At 38.6% G+C, this 15,488-nt stretch carries 13 protein-coding genes; 10 read left to right on the forward strand and 3 right to left on the reverse strand.

The genetic code is table 11. The features are described from left to right. The first annotated feature begins 31 nt into the window (after window positions 1-31). From deoC to EDD61_RS05580, 4 genes are all read left to right on the forward strand, one after another. Window positions 32-679 (forward strand): deoxyribose-phosphate aldolase, encoded by a 648-nt coding sequence (gene deoC, locus EDD61_RS05565; RefSeq protein WP_020990837.1) that lies wholly within the window; start codon window positions 32-34, stop codon window positions 677-679. 126 nt (window positions 680-805) lie between these two features. Further along, window positions 806-2,212: an MATE family efflux transporter gene (locus EDD61_RS05570; protein ID WP_132224467.1), complete on the forward strand. Its 1,407-nt coding sequence runs from the start codon at window positions 806-808 to the stop codon at window positions 2,210-2,212. Then, a complete protein-coding gene (locus EDD61_RS05575) occupies window positions 2,154-2,816 on the forward strand; it encodes a DUF4867 family protein (RefSeq protein ID WP_132224469.1) in 663 nt (220 codons plus the stop codon). Before EDD61_RS05570 ends, EDD61_RS05575 begins: the two co-directional genes overlap by 59 nt. A gap of 343 nt (window positions 2,817-3,159) precedes the next feature. Continuing rightward, window positions 3,160-4,059, forward strand: a complete 900-nt coding sequence (locus EDD61_RS05580) for a cation diffusion facilitator family transporter (protein WP_008687644.1) — start codon at window positions 3,160-3,162, stop codon at window positions 4,057-4,059. A 281-nt stretch (window positions 4,060-4,340) separates the two neighbouring features. On the opposite strand, the gene EDD61_RS05585 is transcribed toward EDD61_RS05580, so the two are convergent. Continuing rightward, window positions 4,341-5,855 carry a 4Fe-4S dicluster domain-containing protein gene (locus EDD61_RS05585; protein ID WP_008687646.1) on the reverse strand — a complete coding sequence of 505 codons (1,515 nt, stop codon included), beginning with the start codon at window positions 5,853-5,855 and terminating at the stop codon, window positions 4,341-4,343. Window positions 5,856-6,027: 172 nt separating this feature from the next. On the opposite strand from EDD61_RS05585, the gene EDD61_RS05590 reads away from it, so the two are divergent. The 4 genes from EDD61_RS05590 (at window position 6,028) to EDD61_RS05605 (ending at window position 9,643) form a co-directional block, all read left to right on the forward strand. After that, window positions 6,028-7,437, forward strand: a complete 1,410-nt coding sequence (locus EDD61_RS05590) for an aldehyde dehydrogenase (RefSeq protein ID WP_226896975.1) — start codon at window positions 6,028-6,030, stop codon at window positions 7,435-7,437. Continuing rightward, window positions 7,434-8,222, forward strand: coding sequence for a polysaccharide deacetylase family protein (locus EDD61_RS05595; RefSeq protein WP_132224471.1), 789 nt, complete (start codon window positions 7,434-7,436; stop codon window positions 8,220-8,222). Before EDD61_RS05590 ends, EDD61_RS05595 begins: the two co-directional genes overlap by 4 nt. Window positions 8,223-8,457: 235 nt before the next feature. Then, complete coding sequence (locus EDD61_RS05600; protein ID WP_132224473.1) at window positions 8,458-8,850, forward strand: hypothetical protein; 393 nt, start codon at window positions 8,458-8,460, stop codon at window positions 8,848-8,850. Between the two features lie 151 nt (window positions 8,851-9,001). Beyond that, on the forward strand, window positions 9,002-9,643 hold the full coding sequence (locus EDD61_RS05605; RefSeq protein ID WP_132224475.1) for an HAD family hydrolase: 642 nt from the start codon (window positions 9,002-9,004) through the stop codon (window positions 9,641-9,643). 41 nt (window positions 9,644-9,684) lie between these two features. On the opposite strand, the gene EDD61_RS05610 is transcribed toward EDD61_RS05605, so the two are convergent. Both EDD61_RS05610 and EDD61_RS05615 read right to left on the reverse strand, forming a co-directional pair. After that, window positions 9,685-10,470: a YdcF family protein gene (locus EDD61_RS05610; protein ID WP_132224477.1), complete on the reverse strand. Its 786-nt coding sequence runs from the start codon at window positions 10,468-10,470 to the stop codon at window positions 9,685-9,687. A gap of 12 nt (window positions 10,471-10,482) precedes the next feature. Further along, window positions 10,483-12,807 (reverse strand): ATP-dependent DNA helicase, encoded by a 2,325-nt coding sequence (locus EDD61_RS05615; RefSeq protein ID WP_132224479.1) that lies wholly within the window; start codon window positions 12,805-12,807, stop codon window positions 10,483-10,485. 164 nt (window positions 12,808-12,971) lie between these two features. On the opposite strand from EDD61_RS05615, the gene EDD61_RS05620 reads away from it, so the two are divergent. Continuing rightward, window positions 12,972-13,916, forward strand: coding sequence for an RluA family pseudouridine synthase (locus EDD61_RS05620; protein WP_132224481.1), 945 nt, complete (start codon window positions 12,972-12,974; stop codon window positions 13,914-13,916). Between the two features lie 183 nt (window positions 13,917-14,099). Then, window positions 14,100-15,374 (forward strand): cation:proton antiporter, encoded by a 1,275-nt coding sequence (locus EDD61_RS05625; RefSeq protein ID WP_132224483.1) that lies wholly within the window; start codon window positions 14,100-14,102, stop codon window positions 15,372-15,374. Window positions 15,375-15,488 lie beyond the last annotated feature (114 nt).

The raw sequence follows: 15,488 nt of genomic DNA on the forward strand, positions 1-15,488 counted from the left end.
GCATGCAAGATGCATAGAAAGGCGGTTACATATGAATATACATACGTATATTGATTACATTGATGATCCAAATGATACTTACGAACAGTATTTAGAGAAAGCAAAAAAGTATCATTTCCGCTGTATCTTTGCGCAGATTGACACTTATGATGAAGCCGTTGCTTATTTAAAGGATAGCGGTATCATCATCGCAGGAGCAATTGATTTTCCTGAAGGTGTCTTATCATTAGATGAAAAAATGAAACGTTTCCAGGCGTATGCGGAGAAAGGCTTTAAGGAAATTGATTATGTCTTAAATCAGCATGCTATCGAAACAAGAGATTATGCTTATATTGAAAAAGAAATGAAGACCATTACGGCTTTCTGTCGAGAACATGGCATTTGCGATAAAGCAATTGTTGAAATGTGTAAGTTGGATGAGGATGCGAAAAAGAAGGTATGCGAGATTGCATTGCGCGTAAAACCAGCCTTTTTAAAAACATCTACTGGTAAGAGCTTTGGCGGAGCTAAGTTAGAAGATGTTTTATTGATGAAGAAAATCTTAAAAGATGAGGTACGTATCAAAGCAGCCGGCGGTATTCACACATATGAAGAGGCAAAAGCATTAATTGATGCCGGCGCATCGGCATTGGGGGCAAGTGCGGGAATTGCCATTTGCGAAGGGGAGAAACAAGCATAAAGCAGAATAGAGGTAAACGTCCTTTGATGATTGCCTCTTTTCTTATAAGCTTTTCATCAAATATACACGCATGTTTAAGCGTTTATACTTGATATAGGATAAATGAGAGTATTCAAGGAGGTGGACATGCAGCAGAGAAGTTTTTTACGTTATTTTATGGGACTGGCATTGCCGGTCATCTTACAACAACTTTTAGCACACTTATTAGCGATGAGTGATACGATCATGTTAGGAGCTTTCAGTGAAGATGCAATCAGTGCTGTCAGTGTAGCTAATAAATATTTCTTTATTTATAACCTGGTAATCTTTGGGTTAAGCAATGGTGTAGGATTGTTTATCTCGCAATATCATGGGGCATTGCAGAAAGAAAATGAAAATCGCACATTGCGTTTTGGCTTGCGTCTGTGCGTATATACGGCCATTATTTTTATGGTTATTTTACTTGTATTTCCTTCCTTCATCATGTCGATGTTTGTGAAAAATGAGGTGTTGATCAGATTGGGCAATGTGTACAATGGCATTGTGGTATTCTCTTATCTTCCTTATGCATTAGCACAGATGATGGGCGTTGGCTATCGTGTGATTGCCCAGCCGCGTATTCCTATGTATGCCGGTTGTCTATCCTTCCTTTTGAATATCGCCTTGAATTATGCCTTGATTTTTGGACATTTTGGTTTTCCATCCCTTGGTGTAGTAGGAGCCGGTATTGCGACCTTATGTTCACGCATCGTAGAAGCACTTTTCTTATGTGCTGTTGCTTTACGTAAAGAAAGTGAATTTTATTTGTTAACTGCCTATACTCGTTTTTCCTTAAGGGAGAAATACAAGATTGCCCAGCGGGCAATTCCACTTGTTTGCAATGAATTTATTTGGTCATTAGGATTATCCTTTATCTTCATGAATTATTGTGCTGTAGATGAACGCTATATACCTGCCTTAACAGTAGTTGATACGATTGCTAGCATGATTTATGTAGCCTTTAGCGGCTGCAGTGCGGTGACGGGTGTCGTCATTGGCAATGATTTAGGGGCAGGCAAGCTAAAGCAGGCCAAATTGGATGCCAAAAAGATGATACGGATCGGTTTATCCATTTATATCGTTGGGTGTGCTTTGGTCTTATGCACCAGTCCGATAGCACCTTTTCTGTTTTCGTTACAAGGAGAGAGTCGGCATATGGCGATGCAGCTTTTAATGATCAAGGCTTGTATTACTTGGACACAAGGCTATTCAGAAACCATTTATTATATTTTACGAGCCGGTGGAGATACACGTTCCGTCTTGTGTATTGATGGCTTATTTACTTGCTTTGGGCCCTTGCTCTTATCAACGCTGTGCGCACGTGTGCTGCATATCCCTATGCTATGGATGTTTGCAATCGTAGAAGGCAGCAGTATTTTTAAAATTTTTATTGCTACTTGGTTTTATCGAAAAGAAACGTGGTTAAAGAATTTAACGGAAAGGAAGCATGACTTACATGAAACAAGAAATATTACAGAAAAGAAATCCACAAGTATGTATCAAAAATGTGAATGATGCAGCATTTTCACGCTATGGAAAGCTCATCCACTTGGATGTGGATGCTTTGTTACAAGAAGCAGAAAAACTGTATCCGATACCAACTAGCGGGAATGCGTATATTGCCGATATTGCGGCATTACATCCTTTTGCTTGTGTAGCTGAAATCGCCCATCGTATTTTTGCTGAAATGGCAATTGAAGTAGGCATCTGTCATGGACATAATACGACCTTACTGGGGCTGGAATACCATATAGGATCTGAGGTGAATATGGCCATTACCGATTGTGTCTTAGCGTTAGGACGAAAGGAAGACTTTCAGGCACCTGGTATTGATAAGGAGGCATTGGAAGTATTTTATGTACCCAAAGGCAGTGTCATAGAGTTGTTTGAAGGTACTTTGCATTATTGCCCATTTTCGGCAGATCAAAAAGGGTTTTCCACAATTGTGATCCTCTTAGATAAAACAAATACACCGATTTCTTATCGAAAAGGAGAGCTTTTAACAAAGCGCAATAAATGGTTTATCGCACATGTGCAGAATCAAAAGAAGATTCAAGAGGGAAATGTTGGCGGATTGCTGGGAGAACCTTTACAGATATCGTTACTTCCTGTAGAATAAAGGAGAAGATATAGGAAAGAGAGATGAAATCATGCGTGTCCAGATGGACAAAAGACGAAAACATACGACGAAACAAAATATGAAACCCGGACCTTTTGTAAAATAATTCAAAAAAGGATAAGGGCAGAGAATACATGTGTGTTTTTGTAATGCGTGAATACAATCATAAGCCGTCTAAGGATGATATTTGCTAATGTATATTCATAAAAATTCAAGAAGAAGTCTGAAAGCTATTACGATACACGCAATTAGTTTTTAGATTTTTTCTTGTTTCAATATAAGAAAAAACGATTCTTGTACCTTATCCGTGTTTTTCATTTACGAAAAAGGCGGGTTGATGATAATGAATAAAAAAATGAAAACAGAGAAACAAATGATGAAACTGCCTGTTTATGCAGGTATCTTATTTTCGGTATTAGAAATCATGATGGCATTGTATGCCAATTCACAGGCAGTGTTGATGGATAGTATTTATGATTTTGCAGAGGCGATTGTCCTTGGCTTAATTATCTTTTTAATTCCTTTATTTTATAAACCGGTCAGTGAACGGAAACCATTTGGCTATGCTCAAGTCGAAAGCTTACTGATTCTTGGGAAAGGTTTACTGTTGATTGCTGTTACAATTGGATTGATCTTAGCGAATGTGCAAATGCTATTACATGGTGGAAACACGATTGATCAGCAATTGATTGGATATTTCGAATTTGGATTGGCAATGATCAGTGCCATTGTGTTATGGCTTTTAACACGTATGCATAAACAAGTGCAGGCACCTTTAGTAGAAGCCGAAATCCTTGGCTGGAAATTGGATGTTTTTAGCAGTATTGGTGTCGGATTGGCTTTTTTCCTTGGCTCCTTATTGGACAACTCACCACTTTACTGGCTTTCCCCTTATATAGATCAGATCATTGCCATTATTATTGCGCTGATCATGTTACCGCAGCCTTTCCATCTGATTCAAGAATCATTAAAGAATCTTGTTTTATTTGCTCCGGAAGAAGAGGTTATGGAAGAAATTAAACAGTGTGCTCAAGAGTTGTTTGATGATTATGCATATGAAATTACATTTTATGATGTTATTCAGACAGGACGTAAATTGTGGATTGAAATTTATATTCGCTCGCATTCCAATATGTTGAATGTGGCGCAATTGGAACAGCTAAAGCTACGCATCGAAAAGGGGTTGCATGATCGCTATGAAGGGGTAGATGTACAAATATCTCCGGATTTGATCATAAAATAAAACGCATTAACGATAGTCATATGGAATACAAGTGATCGATTTACGCGGTTAGATACAGTTAAGAGGATATGATGTAAATAAAGAAAATACGATTTTCTTAGGATAGTGCTATAACGCCTATCGAAAATCGTATTTATTTTTATTTGGTAATGTTATCTATGGGTTCATGTACTCTTATATGTGATCTACACGCATATGTCGTTACCTTATAAATAAAGAGGTGTTTCTTATTCTTCACCTCTTTGTTCCATAAGGTTGTATATGCAAATGTTCTTATCACATTATTCTTTTGTGATCAATGCTAAGTTCTCTAAATACTCACTTTCAAAAGCGAGCTTCTTTTCAGCTTCATTCGTATATTTCTTTACCAATGCGCTGGATTTCATTACAGGCTGTAAAGTTCCCGCACCAGCAACACAACCGCCGGGACATGCCATTCCTTCTAACAGGTAGCCATTGCGTTTACCGGCTTTTGCCATCATGAGCATCGTTTTACAATTCTTTAAACCTTCAGCCGAATCAATCAATACTTCTTTATCCGGATGTTCTTTTTGAATACATTGTTTCACCGCATTGGCAACACCGCCGCTAACGGCAAAGCCACGTCCATTCGCAGTTCCTTCGGCAAATGGCTCATCTACCATGGCTTGTTCTAAAACAATGCCTTTGGCTTCAAACATACCCATGACTTCTTCAAAGGTTAAGACAAAATCGATATCACTGCGTACACTTTTGCGACTGGCTTCTAGTTTCTTGGCAGCACAAGGGCCGATGAAAACGACTTTTGCATCCGGTTTTTGCTTTTTAATCAAACGACCGGTTAAGACCATCGGCGTTAAGGCCATAGAAATATAAGGCTTAAAATCAGGGAAAAGCTTTTTCGCCATGACTGACCAGGCAGGGCAACAGGATGTTGCCATAAATGGCTGTTGTTCAGGCACTTTGTTTAAGAAGTCTTCAGCCTCTTCAACCGTACATAAATCGGCGCCGATGGCTACTTCTACAACATCCGCAAAACCCAACGCTTTTAAGGCCCCTTTTACTTTTTCAGGTGTCACGCTTGCCCCAAATTGTCCAACAAAGGCCGGGGCAATTGCCGCAATAACCTCTTTTCCGCTTTTCATCGCATGAATCGTCTGAAAGATCTGTCCTTTATCAACAATCGCGCCAAATGGGCAATTGACTAAACACATACCGCAAGAAACACATTTCTCATGATCAATTTCAGCTCTTCCGAATTCATCACTTTTTATGGCATCCATGCCACAACTTCTGGCACAAGGACGTTCCAACTTGTTAATAGCACCATAAGGACATACATCCATACAGCGGCCGCATTTGATACATTTATCCTGATCAATGACAGATTTACCATTAATAATACTGATGGCATCTTTCGGACAAACTTCTTTACAAGGATGTGCTAAACACCCTTGACAGGTATCCGTGACAACAATCTGCTTTTCCGGGCAGGCATTGCAGGCAAATTTAATGATGTTGATCAAAGGATCATCATAATATTTCTCAGCGATCGCACTTTCTTCAATACCATCGCTTAAGGGTGCATGCTCATCCATTTTACGTAATGGCAACCCAATTCCTAAGCGCAGACGTTCCCCAACAATGGCACGTTCTAAAAAGATACTTTCTCGATACTTTGCTTGTTCTCCTGGTAAGATCTTAAAAGGAAGCTTTTCAATTTCAGTGGCATAATCTCCACCTTCATATGCCAATCGGGCAATTTCAGTGAAGACCTTTCTTCGTATATCCGTTACCGAATTATAAATACCTCTCATTATGTATCACCTCGTCTCCATTATACTGTATTTACCAGTATTTGTAAGTAGAATTTCAGAATTTCAACCCTTTTACTTGTCGTTATGCAGGAATTGCATTATCATGATAAGGATGAAATAAAAGAAAGATAGAAATCATTAAACGAAAAATGTAAATCAACATCGTAACGTAATACAAGGCTTATGGAAAAAGCTTGAGAAAGGAAACCCTATGGAAATCAAAGAACTAGTACAGCGGCAAAGAGCATATTATCAAAAAGGAAATACGCGCTCTTTGATAAAACGTAAACAGGCATTACAGCGGCTGCAGGCATGTATCAAAAGAAATGAAACGGCTATTCATGAAGCTTTGTATGAAGATTTGCATAAGGCAACAATGGAATCTTATATGAGTGAAACCGGAATGGTGCTGGCAGAATTACGCATGCAACTGCGACATTTTGAACAATGGGCAAAACCTAAAAAAGTGCGTACACCTCTTGCCCAATTTCCCGCTAAAAGCTTTCAATCTGCAGAACCTTATGGAGTAGTGTTGATCATGGCACCTTGGAATTATCCTTTTCAATTATGTATGGAACCATTGATTGGGGCATTGGCTGCTGGTAATACGGTGATCTTAAAGCCCAGTGCATATGCCAAAGCGTGTAGTGCAGTCTTGGCGAAGATCCTAAGGGAATGCTTTGAAGAGGAGTATGTTGCCGTTGTAGAAGGTGGCCGCAAGGAAAATAATGAACTATTGGAACAACGGTTTGATTACATCTTTTTTACCGGCGGAGTAACGGTTGGTAAAATGGTGATGGAGAAAGCTAGTCGATATCTTACACCAATCACATTAGAATTAGGAGGGAAAAGTCCTTGTATCGTTGATGAAAGTGCAGATTTACGCATCGCTGCACGTCGTATTGCCTTTGGCAAATTTCTTAATGCCGGGCAAACCTGTGTAGCCGTTGATCATGTGTTTGTACATTCTTCGATACGTCAAGCTTTTCTTGCCTATTTGCAACAGGAATTGCAATCTTTCTTCGGTGAGGATGTATTAGCCAATCCCCATTATCCAGCAATTATCAATAAAAAACATTTTACGCGTCTACGCCAGCTTATGCAGAGTGGTGATATATGTATTGGTGGGCAGTTGCGGGAAGAAACCTTACAGATTGCACCGACTGTGTTAGAAAATGTTTCCTTGACTTCTGCTATCATGCAGGAAGAAATTTTTGGACCGCTTTTGCCAATTTTACCTTATGATGATCTTGATGAGGTCATAACGTTCATACAAGCACAAGAACGTCCGCTGGCTTTGTATTTATTCACGAGCAGAAAAGCAGTAGAACAGCGCATTTTGCATACGTTGAGCTTTGGCGGCGGTTGTATCAATGATACCATTATTCATCTGGCAACCAGTCAGATGGGCTTTGGCGGTGTAGGACAAAGTGGGATGGGGAGTTATCATGGATATGAATCCTTTAAAACATTTTCTCATTTCCGCAGTATCGTAAAAAAGGCGACATGGTTAGATCTTCCTATGCGCTATCACCCATATACGAAAACGAAAGAAACGATCGTGAGGATGTTTTTACGATGAAAATGAGAAGAAAAACCATGCTAGTCGTGATGACCCTTTTGCTTGCTTATGGTTTGCAGGTTGTGTATGTAAAAAGCTTGCCAAGTGAACAAATCACTATTTTAGGCTATCATCACATTGTCGAGGATAAGGATAAAGAAGCGTATTTTAAAGGAAATATGTGGGTGAATTCATTGTCTTCCTTTGAAGCACAGATGAAGTTGTTAAAGGAAAAGGGATATCATAGTGTTAGTTTACAGGATGTTTATGAATGGCGTATGGGACGAAAAGAGTTAGATGAAAAAAGCGTTGTCATCACTTTTGATGATGGATTTTATTCCTCGATTAAATATGCACAGCCAATTTTAGAAAAATATGGATTTCAAGGAAGTGTTTTTGTGATTGGCTCACAAATTGAGGCGAATCGCAGCGAATATAAACCCAATAAACGTCAGCATGCAACCTTAGCAGATATGCAACATACAAAAAAGTTGTCTTTTTATGCGCATTCCTTTGATCTTCATCATAAGGATGGAGGCTTTCGTGTTCATCAATTGACGAAAGAAGCATTGCAAATAGATACGCAAAAAGAAGCATCGCTTGTATCAACAGAATTTTATGCTTATCCATATGGAAAATATAATCCTTTGATACAGGAGGTATTAAAACAACATGGTACGAAGTTGGCATTTGGATTTAACGAAAATAGAAAAGCCAGCAGACAGGATGATCCTTATGCATTACCAAGATTTAATGTGAATGCATATACGAAGCTGGATGTGTTTTATCAGATGGTTTCACAATAAGCAAAGAGAATACGTTATCGTGGGAAAGTTGATGTCTTTATTAAGAAAACATCAACTTTTTCCTATTCAGTTGAATGATATGCCTAGAAGCCCATGAGGGTGAATGCATATAGTGGATTGAGATGAAGGAAATCTCAGTGAAAAAGGAGGAACTAACTATATGTATCATGCAAACTGCAACAACTCCTGCAGCTGTAACAATTCATCGAACTGTAACCGCAATGGAGAAAGAATCATGGTAAATCAGTCAAATTGCAGCAATCATAATGTTCAAGAACGTTCTCGCTGCTCATGTGCAAACACGTATCGCCCAGGCTCTGGCTGTGGTAATTCGGGCAATCACAGCTGCGGCTGTCATAACAATTGTAACTGTGGCTGTCAGCGACCTTGTCCGCCACGTCCATGCCCACCAAGACCATGCCCACCACGCCCATGTCCACCTAGACCTTGTCCACCACGTCCATGCCCTCCACGTCCAAGTTGTGAAGACCGCTGCCGTGCACAATATCGCCAGTGTATGAGAAACTGTCGTATGCGTGAAGATGAGCAAGATTTTGAACGTGGCTATGAAGAAGGCCAGTATGATACAGACATGATGAATGAAGATCGTTGGGAGTACGAAGACTAATCCATCCTATTGGCAATCCATCCAATTATCTTTTTGATGAGGACCTTTCTTAAAGAAAGGTTCTTTTCTCCTGTGGATTCAGCGTAATAACTTTTGCAAAAATACATAAGATAGTATATAATGATGAAAATTATACAGGAGGTGGATACAAATGCTGCATATGAAACATATTATTTGGGATTGGAATGGTACCTTATTGGATGATCTAGATGTCAGCATGGATGCATTAAACAGCATCTTAACGAAAGAACAATTGCCGCTTGTCCTGGATAAAGATGAATATCGTAAATACTTTCAGTTTCCTGTCATTGAATATTATAAAAAAGTTGGTTTCGACTTTGCCAAAACACCATTTCCCATCTTGGCACAACAATATATGGCATATTATCAGCCTCATTCTTTACAATGTTCCTTGCATACTGGGGTAGAAGAAACCTTGGAAAAAGCAGAACAAAAGGGTTATCGCCAATACTTGTTGAGCGCCAGTGATCTGCAGTTTCTAAAACAACAGCTTGCTGTTTATGACATTTCTAATTATTTTCAGGATATTCAAGGCTTAGATAACATTCATGCTCATTCCAAAGCAGAATTGGCGAAAGCCTTTGTAAAAGAACGCCAGTTAAATCCAAATGAAGTTGTATTTGTCGGTGACAGTGTACATGACAGTGAAGTGGCAAAATATGCAGGATGTCATTGTATCTTGATAGCGAATGGACATGAACACAGAGATAAGCTTACAAAGACAGGCCGACGTGTGGTTGGCAATATAAAGGATTTTGCTCAGTTATTATAGGATCAAAAAGGAAAGCGCTCGCTTTCCTTTTTATGACGATGTTAGTATCTTTTGATTATTGATAAGGTGATATCTTTAACAGAACCAAAAAATTCCCTAAAGTAAAAATTGGGTGCCAGATCAAGATCACTGCGAGCAGGGTAATTATGATAAGACAAACCTAAAGAAGTTGCGATGAAACCGGCACGAAACATATGGAAATCATTGGTGATGATGGAAGCACTTTTTATATGGTATTTCTCCATAAGCACTTTTGAGAAAGCTAAATTTTCCTGTGTATTCATAGAAGCATCTTCCATTAAGATACGTGATTCTGCTACACCATGCTGAATCAGATACTGTTTCATGGCACTGGCTTCACTGCAAGTTTCCGCTTGCCCTTTGCCACCGCTTACTATCAGATAGGTATTTGGATATTCCTCAGCAAACTGGATACCTCGTTCCAAACGATAACGAAGTAAGCGAGAAATCGAAGAACCATGCAACTGCGCCCCTAAGATGATAGCAGCATCACCTTGTTGTTTATCCGTGTGCATACCTTGATAGAGGATGCAGGATTGTAATCCCAAAAATAGGATAATTATGATAGTAGTGCACAAGTATACTATGCGGCGTAAGGGGATAGGCAGATATGAAAAGATATGTTTTTTCCTTTTATAGGTCATCATTCCTATGATAAGTAACAACATCCCACCAAGTAAAAAGACCCAGGAAAAAACGATTTCATTGATACCATAAACAATGCATAAATAACTATAATACCCTATACATAAGCCACCTAATGCCATACATACGAGCGAAAGAACAAAATGATTATTTGGTTTCATGAGATAATCTCCTTATTCCTGCCAAAAAGAGGATAAAACAGTATATACGCGTTGAGGCTCATTAATAATTTCATAATGCGCATACAGTATCGGTAATAAATTGCGATAAAACCGTGTGGTAAAACGTTCGTCAATGAAAGCGACCATCCCTTTATCAGAAAGGGAACGTATGACACGGCCGGCTGCTTGTAGAACTTTGTTCATACCGGGAAATTGATAGGCATAGGCATAGCCCATTTGATTAATTTCATCAAAATGCGCTTTGATCAGATCTAGCTGAGGATGAAGTTTGGGAAGACCGACACCGATGATGATAGCACCAATCAGACGATCACCTTTTAAATCAATGCCTTCCGCAAACATGCCACCTAATACACAAAAAGCGACATGCAAACCATCCATTTCTTCAAATTGCTTTAGATACGCTTGTTTTTGTTCATCATTCATATTGCCATCCTGTATGGAAATGGCAATATCCGGATATTGATTCGCAAATTCTTCGGCAATCTGTTGTAAATATGCATAACTTGGGCAAAAGACAATGTAATTACCGGCTTTTGCAAGCACACATGCGTGAATCATTTCCACTATGGCGATAAGACTATGACTGCGATTACGGTATTTTGTCGAAATGGCATTATTGATGATGACTTTGATCTGTTGTTTTGCAAAAGGTGAAGGCAAGGAAAGACGAGGAGTCTTTTCATCACCGCCTAAAAGCTCCAGATAATAATCAATAGGTGACAGCGTTGCTGAAAATAAGATTGTACTGCGTCCTTTTTTCATGATGTTTTGTAAAGGATGGCGGGGATTCATGCAAAATTGTTTGACGATGACATTATTTGCATCCTTTTGTATTAGGGTCACAAAATGCTCATCATAATAATCAGCGATACGGATATAAGCATTTACCGCGAAATAAACATCCTTGAGTTCATCATCATGGCTTTCTTCATGCTCACTTTGCAGATAAGCATCACAATGCTCAGAAAAACTTTCTAACTTTTCCAGAAAAGGCAAACAGGGTTCTTCATCCGCAAAGAAATCACTATATTCACAACACTTTTTCAGCTTTGCAAATTCACTTAAGACAGCTTGCAGTGCCTTATGAAGCAACACCGCATCCTTAGGAATCTTTTTGCGTATGGAAAGAAACTGCTCTTTTTCCAAGACAGCACTATACATTTCGCGACCACGGTCAATCAGATTATGAGCTTCATCTACTAAAAAGATATAATTGCCTTTTTCCATAAAAAAACGTTTTAAATAGACATGAGGATCAAAAACATAATTATAATCACAGATAATCACATCTGCATACAGGCTGGCATCAAGACTCAATTCAAAAGGACAGATATCATGCTGCTTAGCCATATGTACAATCACTTCTTTATTCATGAAGTCTTCACCACTTAAAAGCTCATACAAAGCATTTTTATTTCGGTCATAATAGCCTTTGGCATAAGGACAAACTTTAGGGTCACAATTACGTTCTTCCAACAAACAGATTTTATCTTTAGCCGTAATGCAGACCGTTTTAAACGATACATCTTGCTTTTGTAATAACGCAATTGTATCATAGGCAACACTTGCCGTGATGTTTTTCGCACAGAGATAAAAAAGCTTTTCGGCCTTTCCTTCTCCAATGGCTTTTAAAGAGGGGAATATTGTAGAAATGGTTTTCCCTATACCGGTAGGAGCTTGAGCAAACAGATTTTGTTTATCTAAAATCGTTTTATATACAGCTACGGCAAACTGACGTTGTCCTTTGCGATAGGAAGAAAAAGGAAATGTTAGTTTTTTTAAGGTAGTGGAAGAAGCAATACGAATATTTTGGGAAAGACGTGCCCAACGTAAATGTTGTTTTAGACAATCGAGGTAAAAAGCGGTCAACTGTTCCTGTGTTTTTACTTGTTGAAATGTGAAGATTTGTTTTGTTTCAATCTGATAATAGGTTAATTGAATGGTAAGCTGTTCACACGCATGTTGCATGGCATACAAGTAGCCATAACAATATGCCTGAGCCCAATGCACAAAACAAGAGTCATTTATTTCATCATGGGGAAGAGCAGTCGTCTTGATTTCTTCAATAGTGATACCATGTTCGTCCTTTAAAATGCCATCGGCTCTGCCATCAATCACAAAGGTCACATCTTCGATGATCGTCTCCTGTTTCAGATAAACTTCACTTTGATAATCACCTGTGGCCTGTGATTGCAACATGCGATGAATTCGACTGCCTAAATTCGCTCTTTCGACACTTTGACCACTATAGACTAAATCACCGCTTTGAAATAAAAACTCAACCAGTTCTCTGACTGAAAGACGACATTGCATACCTTCACATCCTTTTGTATAGTTCATTTTACTAGAAAAACGAAAATTTACAATGGAAAGTTGGAAATCGTCATGTATAATTAAGGAGTCTGTAAGTAATAAGATTTTTTCTTCGTACTTACTAGCAATGAGCCATCAGCATAGGGATAAAAGGAGGAAGCAGCATGCGTGAATTTATTATCCAAGAGGATGATGCCAACCAGCGTGTGGATAAATTTCTGCAAAAGACGTTGCCAGCATTGCCTAAAAGTTTGATGTATAAATATATAAGAAATAAGAAAATAAAAGTAAATCGAAAACGTTGCGAAATTGCGCAGCGTCTGCTGCCAGGAGATCACGTATTATGTTTTATTGCGGAAGAATTTTTTGAAACAGGAGAAGATTGCTCCTTTATAAAGGTTAGCAGCGAATTGGATGTCCTTTATGAGGATGCAAATGTCATTTTAATGAAAAAACCGAGCGGCTTATTGACACATAAAGATAGCAATGAAATACAAGATAATCTGGCAGATCGCTTCTTACATTACTTATATAAGAAAGGACAGTATGATCCACAAACAAGACAAAGTTTTACACCGGCTCTATGTCATCGCTTAGATCGCAATACGGAAGGAATTGTCATAGGAGCGAAGACAGCGGAAGCATTGCGGCGTATGAATGCCTATATTCGCGAACATAAAGTTGAAAAACATTATGTATGTATTGTTGAAGGTGTTATGGAGCAAAAGACAGGGCATGTGGTACTTTGGCATAAAAAGGATGCAAAAAGCAACAAGGTTCATTTGTATGCCCATGAACAAAAGAACAGTCAACGCATAGAAACCAGCTATCGCACATTGCATCAAGGAAAGCGATATGCGTATGTGGAAGTGCAATTGCATACGGGAAAAAGTCATCAGATACGCGCGGTAATGGCATATCTTCATCATCCTTTATTTGGGGATGTGAAATATGGCGCCCAAAAGAATCAACGTAAGGATTTTCAAGCATTATGCGCTTATAAAGTCCACTTTAATTTTGATGATGATCTTTTATCTGCCATTTCTCAACAAACCTTTACGCTTACACATCACCATATCAAAGCACGCTATGAACTATTAGAACAATAAGGAAAAAACAATCACGAAAAGGATTGTTTTTTTGATGGATGCGCCTTTACAAATATGTAGACGCTTTCGATACGAACATACTTTTTTATACAAATACGCATAAGAGAAAAGATGTAAAAATATAACTTGCTTTTTCATTGTTGTAGTGTATAATATTCGGGTGGTAAAAAGAGGAGAATCGTTATGGAATCTTATGGATATTTATTAGATATTGCCTTAATTTTAATTTTTACCAAAGTATTGGGACTTGTGACAAAACGTATAGAGATGCCACAGGTTGTCGGTGCTTTGATGGCCGGTATCGTGTTGGGCCCAGGCTTTTTGAAAATTGTTCATGAATCGCAATTCATTGATCATATTGCTGAAATCGGTGTGATCGTCTTAATGTTTTCAGCCGGGTTGGAAACGGATATCAATGAACTTAAGAAAAGTGGCGGAAAGAGTTTTGTGATTGCCTTGATTGGTGTATTAATACCATTGATCGGCGGTTATTTACTGGCTTCTTTTTATAACAGTGGCGATAAAGCATTTTTGGAAAACATGTTTATCGGTGTTATCTTGACAGCAACTTCGGTATCCATCAGTGTGGAAACCTTAAAAGAAATGGGGAAATTATCAACACCTAGTGGAAATGCCATCCTAGGAGCTGCTTTGATTGATGACGTATTAGGAATTATCGCGTTGACCTTAATTACTGGTATGGCAGATACATCTGTTGATTTAACGACAGTCATGATTAAAATTGTTGCCTTCTTTGCGGTCAGCATTGTGATTGGTTTAGCAGCTCATAAACTGATTGAAAAATGGTTTGATCGTTATGAAAAAGTACACCGTCGTTTTTCTATCCTATCTTTTGCTTTCTGCTTATTGTTTGCTTACTGCGCAGAAGAATTCTTCGGTGTCGCTGATATCACGGGAGCCTTTATTGCCGGATTGATCATTTCCGGAACGAGTCGTTCTTCTTATGTGAAGATGCGTATAGAAACTTTAAGCTATCTGCTTATTTCACCGGTTTTCTTTGCTAGTATCGGTTTAAAATTTGTTCTGCCAGAGATGACGACAAGTATTTTAATTTTCTCTGTGCTATTATTAGTTATTTCTGTCCTCAGCAAGATTTTGGGATGTGGCCTTGGTGCAAAACTTTGTGGTTATCAGACAATTCAATCGGCTCGTATTGGTGTCGGTATGATTTCGCGTGGAGAAGTCGCCTTAATTGTTGCCAGCAAGGGGATGGCTGTTGGATTGATGAATGATCAATTCTTTGGTCCGATCATCATCATGGTTGTCTTTACGACAATTGTCACGCCAATCCTATTGAAATTTGTCTTTAAAGATCGTATCAATGATCCAGATGTTTATACGGATAGTGCATTGATTGAAGATTATAGTGAAGTTGAAAATAACGAACGAAAGAATATGGAAATTTTAGAACAAAAGAAAAAGCGCAGTGCTGCCTAATATAGCTTGTATCAGTTATCTGCTAAGGTGTCAAAAATCCTTTATATAAAGGGTTTTTGACCCTTTTTTTCATGCATGAACCAATTTTTAATTTCATTGTTGAAAAATACGAAA

The sequence above is a fragment of the Longicatena caecimuris genome, from assembly GCF_004341945.1.
Classification (GTDB): domain Bacteria; phylum Bacillota_I; class Bacilli_A; order Erysipelotrichales; family Erysipelotrichaceae; genus Longicatena; species Longicatena caecimuris.

Coding starts and splice junctions, on each gene's coding strand:
- deoC (WP_020990837.1), top strand. CDS start 32: ATGAATATACATACGTATATTGATTACATTGATGATCCAAATGATACT.
- EDD61_RS05570 (WP_132224467.1), top strand. CDS start 806: ATGCAGCAGAGAAGTTTTTTACGTTATTTTATGGGACTGGCATTGCCG.
- EDD61_RS05575 (WP_132224469.1), top strand. CDS start 2,154: ATGAAACAAGAAATATTACAGAAAAGAAATCCACAAGTATGTATCAAA.
- EDD61_RS05580 (WP_008687644.1), top strand. CDS start 3,160: ATGAATAAAAAAATGAAAACAGAGAAACAAATGATGAAACTGCCTGTT.
- EDD61_RS05585 (WP_008687646.1), bottom strand. CDS start 5,855: ATGAGAGGTATTTATAATTCGGTAACGGATATACGAAGAAAGGTCTTC.
- EDD61_RS05595 (WP_132224471.1), top strand. CDS start 7,434: ATGAAAATGAGAAGAAAAACCATGCTAGTCGTGATGACCCTTTTGCTT.
- EDD61_RS05600 (WP_132224473.1), top strand. CDS start 8,458: ATGGTAAATCAGTCAAATTGCAGCAATCATAATGTTCAAGAACGTTCT.
- EDD61_RS05605 (WP_132224475.1), top strand. CDS start 9,002: ATGCTGCATATGAAACATATTATTTGGGATTGGAATGGTACCTTATTG.
- EDD61_RS05610 (WP_132224477.1), bottom strand. CDS start 10,470: ATGAAACCAAATAATCATTTTGTTCTTTCGCTCGTATGTATGGCATTA.
- EDD61_RS05615 (WP_132224479.1), bottom strand. CDS start 12,807: ATGCAATGTCGTCTTTCAGTCAGAGAACTGGTTGAGTTTTTATTTCAA.
- EDD61_RS05620 (WP_132224481.1), top strand. CDS start 12,972: ATGCGTGAATTTATTATCCAAGAGGATGATGCCAACCAGCGTGTGGAT.
- EDD61_RS05625 (WP_132224483.1), top strand. CDS start 14,100: ATGGAATCTTATGGATATTTATTAGATATTGCCTTAATTTTAATTTTT.